General features: G+C 72.2%; 6 protein-coding genes and 1 pseudogene. 3 read left to right on the top strand and 4 right to left on the bottom strand.

Features of this window, described 5'->3' with window-relative positions:
- Positions 1–141 precede the first annotated feature (141 nt).
- From AC5P1B_RS27655 to AC5P1B_RS27645, 3 genes are all read right to left on the bottom strand, one after another.
- On the bottom strand, positions 142–3,063 hold the full coding sequence (locus AC5P1B_RS27655; RefSeq protein ID WP_493890533.1) for a thioester reductase domain-containing protein: 2,922 nt from the start codon (positions 3,061–3,063) through the stop codon (positions 142–144).
- Positions 3,060–11,384 carry an amino acid adenylation domain-containing protein gene (locus AC5P1B_RS27650; RefSeq protein WP_493890531.1) on the bottom strand — a complete coding sequence of 2,775 codons (8,325 nt, stop codon included), beginning with the start codon at positions 11,382–11,384 and terminating at the stop codon, positions 3,060–3,062. Before AC5P1B_RS27650 ends, AC5P1B_RS27655 begins: the two co-directional genes overlap by 4 nt.
- A 572-nt stretch (positions 11,385–11,956) precedes the next feature.
- Complete coding sequence (locus AC5P1B_RS27645; RefSeq protein WP_493890529.1) at positions 11,957–12,820, bottom strand: SCO6745 family protein; 864 nt, start codon at positions 12,818–12,820, stop codon at positions 11,957–11,959.
- A 325-nt stretch (positions 12,821–13,145) separates the two neighbouring features.
- Here AC5P1B_RS27645 and AC5P1B_RS27640 point away from each other — a divergent pair, with 325 nt between their 5' ends.
- From AC5P1B_RS27640 to AC5P1B_RS27630, 3 genes are all read left to right on the top strand, one after another.
- Positions 13,146–13,727 carry an RNA polymerase sigma factor gene (locus AC5P1B_RS27640; protein WP_493890527.1) on the top strand — a complete coding sequence of 194 codons (582 nt, stop codon included), beginning with the start codon at positions 13,146–13,148 and terminating at the stop codon, positions 13,725–13,727.
- Between the two features lie 26 nt (positions 13,728–13,753).
- Positions 13,754–14,557 carry a hypothetical protein gene (locus AC5P1B_RS27635; RefSeq protein ID WP_493890526.1) on the top strand — a complete coding sequence of 268 codons (804 nt, stop codon included), beginning with the start codon at positions 13,754–13,756 and terminating at the stop codon, positions 14,555–14,557.
- A 237-nt stretch (positions 14,558–14,794) separates the two neighbouring features.
- On the top strand, positions 14,795–15,220 hold the full coding sequence (locus AC5P1B_RS27630; RefSeq protein WP_493890525.1) for a cold-shock protein: 426 nt from the start codon (positions 14,795–14,797) through the stop codon (positions 15,218–15,220).
- 261 nt (positions 15,221–15,481) lie between these two features.
- On the opposite strand, the pseudogene AC5P1B_RS27625 reads toward AC5P1B_RS27630, so the two are convergent.
- Positions 15,482–15,595: pseudogene (locus AC5P1B_RS27625) on the bottom strand (carbohydrate ABC transporter permease); the annotation flags it as partial.

Below are 15,595 nucleotides of genomic sequence, written 5' to 3'. Positions count from 1 at the left end.
CTCGGCCGCCATCTCGTGTCCCCCTCGTCCCTCGTTCGTCTTTCGTGCTCTGTGCGTGGTCCGGGTCGGGCCCGGGGTCCGGGTCCGGCCGCGCCGCCAGCCCCCGTCCACCGTGGGCATCGCGTCGGCGCGGTGCGCCGGTCACCAGGTGACGGGCAGCTCGCGGACGCCGTAGAGGACCATGTCGTGGCGGAACGGCAGCTCTTCCAGCGGGCGGGCGAGGCGCAGCGTGGGGAAGCGCTCGAACAGCCCGGCGAAGACGGTCGTCAGCTCCACCCGTGCCAGGGTGAGGCCGATGCACTTGTGGAAGCCGTGCCCGAAGGCCACGTGCGCCTGCGGTGACTCGCGATGGATGTCGAAGGTGTCGGGCTCCTCGAAGACGGTGGCGTCCCGGTTGGCGGCGTTCAGCATGACCAGGACGCCCTCGCCCGCGCGGATGTGCTGACCGCCGACCGTGAGGTCCTCGGTCGCCGCGCGCGGCAGCCCCGCGTGATTGATCGACAGGTAGCGCAGCAGCTCCTCGACCGCGCGCGGGTACAGCGCGGGGTCCTCCCGCAGGTCGGCGAGCTGCCCTGGGTGCTCAAGCAGGGTGGCCGCGCCCAGACCGATCATCTGGGCCATGGTGTCGTAGCCGGAGAGCAGGAGCAGCATGACCAGGCCGACGAACTCGTCGTGGCTGAGCTTGCCTTCGGCCTCCTGGCCGGCGAGCCGGCCGAGCATGTCGTCGGCGGGGTTCTGCTTCTTGGCGCTCACCAGCCGGTCGAAGTACGCCATGAGCTCGCGAGCGGCCGTCTCGGCCTGCTCCGGGGTGCTGGAGCGGTCCAGGACGGTGTCGGTGAGCGTGACGAAGATGGACTTGTCCTCGTAAGGGACGTCGAGGAGTTCGCACATGACGGTCGCCGCCATCGGGAACGCCAGCTGGGTGACGAGGTCGGCGCCCGGGCCCGACTTCTCCAGCCCGTCGAGGAGTTCGCCGAGCACCCGCCGCATCGCGGGGCGCTTGCGTTCCATCTGGCTGACCAGGAACTCGCGGGTGACCAGCCGCCGCAGCCGGGTGTGGTCCGGCGGGTCCTGGTTGAGGAAGAAACCGGGCGGCAGTGGCGCGTCACCGGAGATGTACGAGGGGTAGCCCGGGCTCTTGGGGTCGGAGCTGAACCGCAGGTCGGTGAGGACGAACCGGGCGTCCTCATGCCGGGTCACCACCCACACCAGTTCGCCACGTGGCGTGCGGACCTGGAAGACCGGCTGCTCCGCGCTGAGCGCGCGGTATTCCGGCGGCGGGTCCAGCGGGTGGCTGCGGGGCAGCGGGAAGTCGGGTATCGCCTGGGTGTTCGTGGCTGTGGCGTTCATGGCTGTGCGCTCCACTAGCTCTGGACGGTCCGCGCCGCCGGGAGGGGCGGGCAGGTAGCCGGTCGAGACGAAGTAGCTGAGGTAAAGGTCGATCAGGCCGCGGTCCACCGGGCGGCAGGTGATGCCGGAGCCCTCCAGTGCCGCGCGCAGGTTCGCCGCGTCGAACTCGGGCTTGCCGCCCGCGAAGCCGACCTCTTCCGCGGGCTGGTCCTCGCCGAAGAGCGGCAGGTAGTGGGCCATGTCGTTGTCGTCGCCGCGCTCGATGGCGGCGGCGAGCTCCCAGTACCAGTCGCGGTATGCCAGGCGGCGCAGCGGATAGCCGTACTCCGTGATCAGCTCGAAGACGGTGTTCATGCTCACCGCCCGGGCGCTGGGCAGGTTGAAGACGCCGTGTTCGCGTACGCCGCCGAGTGCGATGTGCGCGACGGACGCCGCGCAGTAGTCGACCGGCACCAGGTCGAGCAGCAGATCGAAGTCGAGGTAGGCGCCGAGCTGGATACAGCCCTTGATCAGGTGGTTGATGAAGGTGTCGGTGGCGCACACCCCCGTGGTTTGCGATCCGGTGATGGCGCCGGGCCGGTAGACGTGGGTGGGTATGCCGCGCTCGCGGGCGGCGGTCATCAGGTTGTCGGCGACCCACTTGGACTGGCGGTAACCGCCGACCACGCCCTCGGTCTCGGTCACCCGCGCCTCCGGCCAGTGCCGGGTGCCCAGGTGCCCCGGGTAGACCCCGGTGGTCGAGATGAAGTGCACCGGCTTGATCCGCGTCTTGCAGGCCAGCCGCAGGACTTCCAGCGCGCCGAGGACATTGACCGGCTTGATCTTCGGATACGGGACGATCCAGCTGGACACCGCCGCGTTGTGGATGATCATCTCGGTGCGCTCGGCCAGCTCGCGGTAGGTGTCCCTGGTCAGACCCAGGTAGGGGCGGCCGGTGTCGCCCGCGACGCCGACCACGCGCGCCGCGTCGCCGTCGCGCAGCAGCCCGTGTGCGTCGAGGTTGTCCCGCACCCGCTCCGCGGCCTGTACCGGGCCCTCCGCGCGCACCAGTACGTACACGGTGGCGTCCGACCGGTCCAGCAGCTCGCGCAGCAGGAACGCGCCGGTGTAGCCGGTGCCGCCGGTCAGCAGCACCGTGCGGTACGGGCCCGCCGCCGGGGGCAGCGCGCCCTCTTCGGGCACGATGTCGTCGGGGAGCTCGGCCTCGGCGGCCATCGCCCCGCTGGCGACGCCGCGCGGGTTGGCGGCGCCGGTCACCGCCGGATCGGCCTGGGAGCTGACCATCCTGGCGAGCTGGGCGACGGTCGGGTCCTGGAACATCCGGCGCAGATCGAGGCGGACGTCGTAGGACTCACGCACCTGTGCGGCCATCTGGAGGACCGTGAGGGAGTCTCCGCCCAGGTCGAAGAAGTTGCTCTCCACACCCACCTTGGGCAGTCCGAGCAGGTCCTGCCAGATGCCCGCGAGCTGGGTTTCCACGGCGTTGCGCGGCGCCACGTAGTCGCTTGGCGCGCTGGTCTGCGCTTGCGGTGCCGGGAGGCTGCCGCGGTCGACCTTGCCGTTGGGCAGCTTGGGCAGTTCGGGCAGCACGACGAAGTGTGCCGGGACCATCGCCTCGGGCAGGTGTGTGCGGGCGTACGCGCGCAGTGAGGAGCGCAGGCCGGCGGTCCAGGAGGAGGAGAGCGGGTCGTTGGCGAGTCGTTGCTGGCTCATGACTGGTCCTTCGCGTCTTCCGGGTCCGCCGCCGATGCCCGGCCATCCGGTGCTAGGTGCCGGTCCGGTGCCGGCTGGTCGTCCGGTGCCGCCCCGTCCCCGCAGTGCCGCCCGGTGTCCTGGCGGCGGGAGAACAGGGCGTCGAAGCGGTCGAGGCGGCCGTCAGCGGGCACCAGCAGCCGGGCCTGGAAGCCTTCGGCCGCGGCCAGTTCGACGATGTCCTCGGGGTGGACCGCTTCGCCCTCGTCCAGCTCCCACAGCGCCCGTTCCACGTCCCAGGCGGTGGCGGTTCCTTCGGTCCCTGCGAGGACGCGGACGGCGGCGGCCGTACGGCGCAGCCGCTGGTTGGGAACGCCGGTCACGAGCAGGTCGCCCGTGGCCTCCCGCAGACGGCGACGGAGCCGCGCGGCCCCGTCGCCGTCCCGCTCGGCCACGCCGGGCAGGGCGCCGAACGCGGCCCGTTCGGCCCTCGAAGCCCCCTCAGGGCCCGTGCCACCGGCGGCCTTGGCCTCGCCGACCAGCAGCGTCACGTCGTAGCGGAACAGGGACAGTTCGTTGTCGGCCCGGCCGCGCTTCAGCTCGGCCCGCACCTCGACGTGGCACGGGAGGGCGGCGGCCAGGTCGTGGAAGAACGCCGGGGACAGGCACAGTTCCCGCTCGTCGCGCGCCTGCCGGGCGATGGCGGACCTGATCTCCTCGACGGTGAGTACGGCGGCGGAGCGGTGCAGGGTGACGGAGGTGTGGAACTCGGGCAGCGTCTCGACTGAACGCACATCGCCGACGAAGACCGCCCCGCCGGGGCGCACCGCGCGTACCGCGTCGGTGAGGACGGTGCGCAGATAGTCCGTGCCGGGGAAGTACTGCGCGACGGAGTTGAGGACGACGGTGTCAAGACTGCCGGGGGCGAGTCCTGTCAGATACTCGGGGCCCGACTGGGTGAGCCGCACCTGCGGGGGCAGCGGCCGTTCCGCGCCGAGGCAGCCCGCCGCCGCCTTCAGCGCGGCGGCCGAGATGTCCACGCCGTGGTACTCCTCGACCTGCTCGGCCAGCGAGCGCAGCACCAGGCCGACGCCGACGCCGATGTCGGCTACGGCCGTCGGGTTCAGGGCGCGCACCCGCTCCACGGTGTAGCCGAGCCATTCGCGCATCTCCGGCTCGGGGATCGGCTCGCCCGTATAGCTGCTGAGCCAGCCGGCGAACGGCGAACTCACCGCTGTCTCCTCGTCCGTCCCGGCGGGCGCGGTGTACGCGTCTTCCCACACCTCGCTCCAGCGGCGTACGTGCGCCTGCTGGACATCGGGGTCGGACAGCGCCCGCGCGGGTGACACGTACGCCACCAGCTCGGTGCCGCTGGCGCCCTCCACGGCCGTCACGGCGACGGCGTCGAGCTGGGGGTGGCGGGAGAGCACGCTCTCCACCTCGTCCGGCTCGACCCGGTGCCCGAGGATCTTCACCTGCCGGTCCACGCGGCCCAGGAACTCCAGCGCGCCGTCGGCGCGCCGTCGGACCCCGTCGCCGGTGCGGTAGAAGCGCCCGCCACCGTCGGGCCCGCCGGACACGAAGCGGTCGGCGGTGAGGTCGGGGCGGTGGAGGTAGCCGGTGGCGACGCCGTCGCCACCGATCCACAGTTCCCCGCCGACCCCCGCAGGCACCGGGCGGCCGTGGCCGTCGACCACGCGTACCTCGGTGTTGGCGATCGGCGTGCCGATGGGGATGCCGGTGGCCTCACCGTCCCGCTCCGGGTCGACCCGGTGCACGGTGGACCAGATGGTGGTCTCGGTCGGCCCGTACATGTTGAAGACGGCCACCCCCGGGAGCGCGTCGAGCATCCGTCGCGCGAGGCCAGGCGGGAACGCCTCCCCGCCGACGAGGAGTGCGCGCAGCCCGCGCAGCGACTCCAGTGCCTCCGGCTCGGCGGCCACGGCGGCCATCAGCGACGGTGTGCCCTGGAGGAGGGTGACGTGGTGGCGGTGGCACAGCTCGGTGAGGGAGTGCCCGTTGTCGGCGACCTCCACCTCGTGCGCGTCCCGCAGCCGGTTGACCCAGCCGAGGCTGTCCAGCACGGCGGCGGGCTCGACGCCGAAGTCGACCAGGCAGGCGATCTCGTCCACGCCCGCCGCCGCGAGTGCCCGTACGAGGTCGGCGCAGGTGTCGGGCGAGCCGAACAGGCCCGAGCTCTCGAAGTACCGGTCGATCGCGAGGTCGACGACGGCCTCCATCTGCTCCCTGGCGCCCATCTCGGGCAGGTCGTGGCCGGTGGTGGCGAAGACGGTGCGCCACAGTTCGGTGGAGCTGAGCAGGTAGTCCCGGAACGGGCCGCGGGCCCGTCGCCTGGCCTCCTCCGTGTCGTCGGACATGAAGGTGTGCACCATCACCGTGACCTGGCCCGGGCCCTGGTGCCCGGCGGCTTCCCTGGCCTTGCGGTACGCGGCGAGCTTGACGGCGAGGTCGTCGGGGTTCTGGCCGAGCAGGTGGGTGAGCAGGTTGGCGCCGGTCGTCCCGGCCTTCTCGAAGGTCTGCACGGTGCCGACGGAGGTGAGCCAGATCGGCGGCTCCTCCTGCACGGGCGTGGGGAAGATCCGTACGTCGACGTCCTCGCCGCTGCCGCCGACGCGCCGCACCGGCTCGCCGCGCCACAGCTTGCGGAACTCCTCCAGTTGCTCCGACATCAGCTGCTTGCGGCCCTCGAAGTTCTCCGGGCGCAGGACGAAGTCGTTGGAGTTCCAACCGGCGGCGAAGGCGAGCCCGACGCGGCCCCCGGACAGGTTGTCCACCAGGGACCATTCCTCGGCGATGCGGACCGCGTCGTGCAGCGGCGCGACGACGCTGCCCGAACGCAGGGCGACGCGTTCGGTGATGGTGGCCAGCGCCGCCGACATGACCGAGGGGTTGGGGTAGAGCCCGCCGAACTTGTTGAAGTGCCGCTCCGGGGTCCAGATGGCCTCGAAGCCGTGCTGGTCGGCGAAGCGGGCCGCGTCCAGGACGAGCTGGTAGCCCTCGCGGTGGGTGACTCCCCCGGCGGCGGCGAAGAAGAACAGGCTGAAGGAGACGGCCTGCTCGGTGGCTCCGGGCTGCCTGACGAGGTTGTTGATGACGCGTTCCCCGGCGACGACGACCTTCGCGCCGTGCGTGAGCGGCCACAGCAGTTCGAGTACGGAGATGTCGAAGGAGACGCTGGTGACGGCGAGGACCACGTCCTCGGGTCCGCAGCCGACGCGCTGGTCCATGCCCGCGAAGAAGTTGACCACGTTGCGGTGCCGGATCGCGGTGCCCTTGGGCTTGCCGGTCGAACCCGAGGTGTAGATCACGTACGCGGTGTCGTCACCGTTCGCCCCGGCGTCGAACGGCTCGGCAGACCGGGCGGCGATGGCGGCCGCGTCCACCCGCAGGTCGATCATCCGCGGGGCGGTCAGCCCGTCCGGGGTGCCGGGGCCGGTGATGAGGCAGCCGATGGCGGCGTCGGCGGCGATGTCCTCCAGCCGTCCGCGCGGAAAGCCCGGGTCCATGGGGACGTAGGCGGCGCCCGCCTTGAGCACCGCGAGCAGGGCCACCACCAGGTCGGTGCCGCGCCGCAGGCTGACGCCCACCAGGTCGCCCCTGCCGACGCCGAGCGCGCGCAGCTGGCGGCCCAGCCGGTTGGCTCGGGCGTCGAGCGCGCCGTAGCCGGTCTCCTCGTGGCGGTGGACGACGGCGACGGCATCGCCCCGGCTCGCGGCCTGCCGGGCGATGAGCCCGTGCACGGTGGCGGCCTTGTCGTACGGCGTCGCCGTGTCGTTCCACCGCGCGAGCTGGGCGTGTTCGGGCGCGCTCAGCAGGTCCACGGCGTTGGCGGCGGCGGTGGGCTGGTGGGCGAGGGCCTCCAGCGCCCGTGCGTAATAGCCGGTCAGCCGGGCGCAGAACTCCTCGGGGAGCGTGCCGAGATCGCAGTCGAGCCACAGTTGCAGCGCGCCGCTCTCGGGGTCGATGAGGAAGTTCGCCGCGAGCGGGTAGTTGGTCTCGGCGACGCCCACGGTCACCGTCATCAGCGGGTCCGCGCCGCGGTGCCGGTCGCGGTGGAAGTCCATGAAGTTGACGTACGTGTCGAGGCGCGGCTCCTCGCCCGCTTCGTCCCGCATCCGGGCGAACGGGAAGCGGCGGTGCGGTGCGGAGGCGCGCTCATGGGCGAACGCCTGGTGGGCCGCGTCGAGCAGCGTCGCCGACGACAGGTCGGCGCGCAGCGGCAGCGTGTTGAGGAAGACGCCGATGGTGTCGTCGGCGCCACGCTCCTCAAGCCGGGCGTTGGCGACCACGCCGGTCAGCACCTCGTCGTGCCCGCAGGTCAGTCGCAGCACGGCCAGGTGCGCCGCGGTCAGCAGGGACTTCAGCGGCAGGCCCTCGCGCTGGGCGAGGGCCCGCAGGAGCGCGGCTGTCCCGGCCGGCACGGGCACGTCGTACCGGCGGTTGGCGGCGGCAGCGGTCTCCCCGGTGCGCTCGGCCACGGCCGCGAGCAGCGTGGGCTCGGCGCCGTGCAGCAGGCCGGTCCAGTACCGCCGGGACTCCTCGTCGGCCAGCGCGGCGCGCTCGGCGGCGACGAAGTCCCGGTAGGTCGAGGCCGCTTCGGGCAGGGCGAGCGGGCGTCCCGCGATCCGGGCGCGGTAGTGCTCGACGACCTCCTCCAGCATGCGCATGTCGCTCCAGCCGTCGAGGACGACGTGGTGTTCTACGACGGAGAGCTGGAAGCGGTCAGGGCCGCAGGGGTGCGCGGCGAACCGCAGCAGCGGCGGCACCGCGGGGTCGAACCGGGTGTACTTGGCGGCCTCGACCCATGCCTGGATGGCCTGCTCGCGGGCCTGTTCGTCCAGGCCGCTGAGGTCGTCGGCGAGCTCGACGGGGACGTTCACCGCCCGGTGCACGAGTTGCAGCGGCTCGGAGAAGCGGGCCAGGTCGAAGGAGCAGCGCAGCGAGGGGTGGCGCAGCGCGGTGTCGTTCACGGCGGCGCGCAGCGCGTCGAGGTCGAGCCCGGTGGCGACGCGCACGCTGGTCACCACGCGGTAGACGGAGGAGTTCTCGGCGTAGTCGGCGTGGTAGAGCATGCCCGCCTGCATGGCGCTGAGCGGGTACGCGTCGTCCAGGCCGTCCGGGAGGAGCGCCTTGTCCGCCGCCGCCAGCAGCCCGAAGGGTTCGGTGCGGGCGGTGGTGTCCCGCTCGCCGTCCAGCGGCCGCAGGGCGCGGGCGAGTTCCCGGATGGTGGGTCCTCGCAGCAGCTCGGAGACGACGAAGGTGTGTCCGTGACGTTCTGCTTCGGCGCGGACGCGGATGGCGTGCATCGAGTCGCCGCCGAGGGCGAAGAACGAGTCGTCGATGCCCGCTTCGGCGACGCCGAGGACCGTGCGCCACGCCTGGCGCAGCAGGTGCTCTTCCGGGGTGCCCGGCGGCGCGGCGGGCACGGTGGCGTGCGCCGTGGGCAACGGGGCGGGCAGGGCCTCGCGGTCCAGCTTGCCGTTGGGCAGCAGGGGCAGCGCGTCGAGGACGACGAGGTGGGCGGGGACGAGCTGGGCGGGCAGCCGCTCCCGCAACCCGCTCAGGATCTGCTCGGGGCTTGCCACCGGGGCCCCGGTGGCGGGCTGGTCACCGGACAGGGCGGTGACGACGTGGGCGATCAACTGCCGCTGGCCGTCGGCGCCTTCCGGGGCGGTGACGACCGCCTGGGCGATGGCCGGGTGGTCCAGCAGCGCGGATTCGATCTCGCCCGGTTCGACGCGGAAGCCGTGCACCTTCACCTGGTGGTCGAGGCGTCCGCCGTAGAGGACGACGCCGTCCTCACGCAGTGTGGCCCGGTCACCGGTGCGGTAGAGCTTCCCGGGGCCGAAGGGGTTGTCGATGAAGGAGGCGGCGGTCAGCTCGGGCCGGTTCAGATAGCCGGAGGCGACCTGAACGCCGCCGATGTGCAGCTCGCCGGGAAGCCCGAAGGGCATGGGGCGGCCGCCGGGGCCGAGCACGTAGAGGCTGGTGTTGGCTACGGCGCGCCCGATGGGGACGGGGCCGTGGGCGTCCTCGGGGCGGCACCGCCAGTGCGTGACGTCGATGGACGCCTCGGTGGGCCCGTAGAGGTTGTGCAGCTCAGGGCCGTTCCCATAGCGGCTGAAGAAGCGGCCGACCGTCTCGGGGCGCAGCACCTCGCCGCTACAGACGACGCGGCGCAGGCTGGGCAGCCGCTCGGCGGCCGGTTCGGTCAGGAACAGGTCGAGCATCGACGGCACGAAGTGGGCGGTGGTGATGGCGTGGTCGTTGATGGCCTGGGCGAGCGCCCTGGGGTCGCGGTGCGCGCCGGGCTCGGCGAGCCGCAGCGCGGCTCCCGCGAGCAGCGGCCAGAAGAACTCCCAGACCGACACGTCGAACGTGAACGGCGTCTTTTGCAGCACCCGGTCGTCGGGGCCGAGCCGGTAGGTGTCCTGCATCCACAGCAGCCGGTTGACGACGCCGCGGTGCGGGACGGCGACGCCCTTGGGCCGTCCGGTGGAGCCGGAGGTGTAGATGACGTAGGCGGTGTCGCCTGGCGTGGCACCGCCGGCCGGTGGCGCGGCGGCGGGCAGGGTGGGCAGCAGTTCGTCTACGGGGATGGCGCGGGCTCCCGTCCCCGCGAGCCGGCCGGCGAGGCCGGAGTACGTGAGCACGGCGGTGGGCGCGGCGTCCTCGATCTGGAACGCCAGGCGGGCCGCGGGGAGTTCGGGGTCGAGCGGGAGGTAGGCGGCGCCGCTCATGAGGACGGCGAGGAGCTCCACGACCAGGCGCGGTGAGCGTTCGTCGTGGACCCCGACGAGGTGCCCGGGGCCGACGCCGAGGCCGCGCAGGTGGGCGGCGAGGGCGGCGGCCTGGCCGGTGAGTTCCCGGTAGGTGAGGGCACTGCCGGCGAACTCGGCGGCGATGGCGTCCGGGGTGCGCAGCGCCTGGTCGGCGATGAGGTCGTGCAGGCAGCGGCTGAGGTCGTAGTCCCGTGCGTGGGCGCGGTCCTCGGCGAGCAGCAGGGCGCGCTCGGCGGGGCTGAGGAGGTCGGCCTCGCCGATGGGCTGGTCGCCGCCGGTCGTGGTGACCTCGGCCAGGAAGGCACTGAGCCGTCGGCGGTGCCCGTCGAGCGTTCCCGCTTCGTGCGCCTGCGGGTTGGCGTCGAGGGTCACCCGTACGTCCGCGCCGTCGGCCCCGCCGAAGTACTCGATGGACAGGTCGCGGACGGGGCCTGAGGACAGCTGGTGGACGGCGCCGTCCCGGTCGCCGAACCGGATCGCCCCGTCGAACGAGACGACGTTGACGACGACTCCGGAGGGCCCGCCGCCGCCTTCGGCCTTGCGCAGTTCGCGGTGGAGTTCCTCGCCCCGGTAGCGCTGGTGGCTCAGCAGGTCGCTGACCCGGCCGGAGACCTGCTGGACGAGCTCCCCGAAGCGCGTGCTGGAGCGGACGGTGAGCCGCAGCGGGAGCACGTTGGCGAGCATGCCGGGGGTGGTGAGCGCGGTGCGGGTGGCCCGGGCGCGCACCGGCAGCCCGAGCACGATGTCCTCTTCGCCGGTCACCCGGTGCAGATAACCGGCCGTGGCGGCGAGGACGATCACCGACCAGTGCGTCTGGTGCGCGGCCGCCGCCCGCTGGACGCCGTCGACGCGGGCGGGCGGGCCGAAGCGGGGAGCGGGGTCCGCAGGTGTCCCGGTCACCTCGCTGAGGGTGAGCGGGGCTCCCTGGCCTCCGGCGGCGCTCAGCCAGTAGGCGCGGTCGCTCTCGAACTGGGCCGACGCGCGGTACTCGTCCTCCTCGGCCAGCAGTTCGCCAAGGGACCCCCAGGTGCACGGCCGCGGGGGTGTGCCGCTCACGAGCGCGGTGTACAGCGCCCCCAGCCGCCGCCAGTACAGCACCTGGCCGTAACCGTCGAGCACGATGTGGTGGTAGCGCAGGAAGAACAGGGCCTGGTCGGCGGACAACCGCAGCAGGGTGTGGCTGACCAGCGGCCCCTCGGTCAGGTCGGTGGGCCGGGCGAGGTCGGCGCGCATCCAGTGCTCGGCCGCCTGCCGGGGGTCGGCCTCCGCGGTGAGGCTGACGACGCGCAGCGCGTCCGCTGCCGGGGCCGGACGCTGCCGGGGCTCCCCGTCCACCGTGGTGAAAGTCAGCCGTGGCGACTCGCATTCAGCGGCGGCCAGCCGGACCGCCTCGGCGAGCTTCTCCTCGTCCAGATCCCCGTTGAGCTCGACATATCCGCCGCAATTGTGAAGTACGCCGCTGGTATCCAGCTGGTGCGCGATCCAGTTTTCCCGCTGGGCGACCGACAAGGGAAAAAGATGCCCCGCGAAAGTATTCACGAGTGACTCCTCAGGTGTATTTCAGGGAGGTCATGCGCCCTGTCCGCCCTCGTCGGCCTCGCGCCATGCCCACCGTCGCGCCGGATGTGTTTCCGGTGCGTCCGGCGGTCATGGCTCACGTCCGCCCGGCACGGCGGCGCGGTCGGCACGGCGAAAGGGGTTCGCCGGCCGCCCAGCGGCCAACGTGCTGGCCTGACGGCCGAGTTGGCTGGGCCTTCGGGCCCAGAGAGAGTGGCGGAAAGGTCCGCGGTGAGGTCCGAGCAGCTGCCCCCGTTGGCAACAAAGACCTGTCAGCTACATATCGGTGTCTGTCATCTCCTCACGCCGGACCCACTCAGTGGAGTACCGTTCGACATCTTTGTGTTCCGCACACCCGGAGGTCTTTCCGTGGCGTTTCCCGCGGTGACTTCTCCGTTGCGGGAGCGAGACCGGCCGCCCGCCTGGGCGGGTGCCCCGCTACGGAATGGAAGACATTCCGTAGCACATAGCATCTCATCACGAAGGGCGGCCAAGTCAAGCTCTTTACGTTCCAATTCCCCTTGCCCAACGGGCCTTTACCGGCTCATGTCACATCAGCCCTTGCCCATGTCCTTGAGGGGCAGCCCATCGCCCGCGAGTACGGTCTTGGTGAGCGCCCCGGCCAGCTCGGTGAGCCGCCGCGTTCCCGCGGCGCCGAGATGCCGGTACGGGGCGAGGTCCAGCCGGTCGGTGGCCGCCTCGATGGACCGCCGCGTTTCCATACCCAGCGTGGTGAGTTCGCCGTCGGCGCGCAGCAGGCCGCGGTCGCGCAGCCGGTCGTGGGCCGCCGACCACTCGGCCGCCGACCAGCCCCGGGACGCCTGGAGGAACCGCGGCTTCCACCCGGTGCCGGTGGCGGTGTGCGTCACCAGCGCCTCCAGCCCGTCGAGTCCCGCGTCCGCGAGCGTCATCAGATGCCCGTCGCCACGGTGTTCGCGCAGCAGCGTCCCCGCGTGCCACAGCGCCAGGTGCGGGGCTCGCGGTGGAGGCAGGTCGGCGTTCGCGGAGTACAGCGGCCTGGCCGGGCGCCCGCAGCCCTCGGCGGCACGCGCCGCCAGCCCGGCGGCCTCGGCCAGCTCCTTCGAGGCGAGCGTCTCCGGCCCGAGTAGCCGCCTCAGGCAGGCGTCCACGATGCGCAGCCGCGCCGTGAGCACCGTCTCCGGCGACGCGACGGACCAGGCACGGGGCAGCAGCCGCGCGACAAGCTCCGGATGGAAGTTGTAGAACATCGCCACGACAGCACCGGGCGCCACCGGCCCCAACGGCGCGGCCCGCCCCGCGAGATACGCCATCGGCCCGCGCTCCAGACCCAGCCCCGCGTACACCTCGTCGTGTTCGGGGGCGAAGTAGTACGCCGCGTGGACCGGGTGCAGCGCGTTGTAGCAGCGCCGCGCCTCGCGCGGGGTGGGCGTCGTCATGCCAGGCACGCTACGGGGAGCCGACACGCACCGGACGAACACCGGACGAAAGCTGTCTCATCCCTGCCACATGGGTACGCCTGTTCCGGCACGTAGCGGACAACACGCTCCGAGGGCCCGCCGGATGGCACGAGGCTGACCGCCCGCTGCCGGCGGCGGACTCCCGGAACGGGCGAGCGGTCTGGCCCCGGCTTCCCACGGCCGGCTCGGCCGGTGGCCGTCCGCGCGAAAGCGCGCGAGAGCGGGTGTAACCGGGTGCCCGCTGCCGGACATAGGAGGGGGCAAGCGGTCAGCGGTACGGGAGAGACAGGGAGAGGGGGCGGGTGTGCCGGGTGGCGGAGAGAGCACCGACACAGCGAGATTCAGCACCCTGTTCGCGACGCATTACGGGAAAGTGCTGCGCTTCGCGGAACGCAGGACTGGTCGGCAGACCGCGCAGGACGTGGCCTCGGAGACGTTCCTGATCGCCTGGCGGCGGCTGGACGCGGTCCCCGAGGACGACGCCGAAGCCCTGCCCTGGCTGTATGTCGTAGCGAGGAACGTGCTGGCCAACGAGGCGCGCGGGGAGAACCGCGGCGGCAGGCTGGCGGCCCGGCTGCGGCGCGGCCGACCGGTGCCCGCCGCCGACCACGCGGGGGCGGTGGTCGACTCGCTCCAGTTGCGGGAGGCGCTGGCCACGCTGTCGGCGCGGGACCAGGAGGCGCTGCGGCTGATCGGCTGGGACGAACTGGACATCACAGCGGCGGCCCGGGTTGTCGGCTGCTCCCCGCGCGCGTTCTCGGTGCGGCTGCACCGTGCGCGGCGGCGGCTTGAGCGAGTGCTCGCGCGGGCGGAGGACGCCGGGGAGGCCAGATCACGGGCCGAGGAGTGGGACGTCGAGACGCGATTGAAGGGGAGGCAGGCATGAGGGACCACGGCGTGAGGGGTCATGGCGTGAGGGGTCACAGCGAGCGGCGCGGCGCGGCGACAGAAGACACCACCATCGAGGCCAAGGTGCGGGAGTTGCTCGGCCCGGCGGACCCGGTGGCGGCGCGGCCGGACGACGACCCGGCACGGAGCGCGGTCGAGCAGGCGATACTGACCCGGATTCTCACCAGCGAACGGGACAGCGGTCCCGTCGAGGTCCGGCTTCCCCCGTCCCCGAGCAGACGGTGGACGGTCGTCGCGGCCGCCGGACTGGTGCTGGCCGGTGCGGGGGTGACGGCGGAGGCGGCCGGGGTGCTTCCGAAGGGAGTGATCTGGGGCTTCCAGCGCATGGGCGACGACGACCCGATCGACCGGGCCGACCTGTCGCGGGCGAAGAAGCTGGTCGAGGCCCGCACCCAGCAGGGAGACCAACTGGAGTACTGGGAAGCTCCGAACGAGGCCGGAGGGTTGTGCTCCTATCTCCGGGTCATCACAGAGGATGGCGGAAAGGAGGACGGCAGTACTTCCTGTAGCCGGTGGGATGGGCATGACGAGCAAGATCCCCGGCGACTGTGGGCCATAACGGAGCCGGGTGCGGTACCGGACGGCAGATCGGTGCTGCTCGGCCGGGCGGCGGCCCCCGCGGTCAGTGTCCGTGTGACGTGGAAGGACACCGGGCAGCGAAAGACGCTCCCACTGAACAGGAACCATGCCTTCATGGACTTCTACCCCGCGGGCCCGCGGCGCGAGGGCGGCTGGCGGCCCTACGTCGTGGAATCCCTGGACAACCGGGGCCGTGTCGTCGCCGTCAGCGAGCATGCAGCCCACTGAGCACGGCGGCGAGGCAGCGGCGCACCGTCGCCTGACGCCATCGCGGTGGCGCGGACGGCCGGGTGGAAGCCGATCCGTCCCGCCGCCGGACGGCGCCGTGCCGCTTCGGCGACGGGGCGGTGCCGGAGAAGGGCAGATCCCCTTCCCACAGGGCGGGAGCCTTGTACGCTGTTTGTGGCGTCAGCGATAGACGCCACTGGTTGTGGTAAGAGATATCTGAGTTGTGGGGTATTCGCGGTGGCAACGGGTAAAATTTTGCGGTTTGACGAGATTCGCGGCTATGGCTTCATCACGCCGGACGACGGCGATGAGGACGTGTTCATGCACGCGAATGATCTCAGGAACGACAAGTCCCTGTTCCGTCCGGGCCTGCGGGTCGCTTTCGATGTGGAGGACGGCCAGCGCGGGCTGAAGGCGTCCGATGTGCGCCTGATAGAGCGGTCCACGCCCGTCTCGTCCGTGGCCGGCGAGATCACGCGCCCGCCGGTCATGCGGTCCGAGGCCGAAGACGGCACGTGTGATGTGCTGTCCGCCGCCGAGTTCCAGCTGGAGCTGACCGAGGCGCTGCTGCACGCCGTTCCGTCGCTCACCGGCAACCAGCTGGTGCTGGCGCGGAAGCGAATCATCGAGCTGGCGCAGGAGCACAACTGGGTCGAGTACTGACCTGGACACCGTTCCTGGGCCCTGCCCGGGACGTGCGTGACAGACGGCTCCCACGGCACCGGATTGACCAGATGTCCCGGCGAGGAAGCGTCCGGTGAAGAGGAGTGCCCTCCTGAGTGACGGCTGCCCCTGCGGCTTCGTAGGGGCAGCCGCGCCGAAACGGGCCTGACGGCGCAGCGGGCGCGACAGCGAGGGCCCGCCGCCGCCCAGCCGGTGGCGGCCTGGCGGCGGCTCGTCGTCGCGCTCCGGCTGGCCGCCCGGTTACTTGAGTGCGCCTGCGGTGAGTCCGGCCTGGACGTGGCGCTGGAAGATGATGTAGACCGCGAGGACGGGCAGCATGGCGATCAGCAGGCCGGAGAACAGCACCGCCCAGTT

It is taken from the genome of Streptomyces sp. A01 (assembly GCF_059026195.1).
Note: the sequence above shows the minus strand (reverse complement) of the source record. Positions and strands in the feature narration are given on the sequence as shown.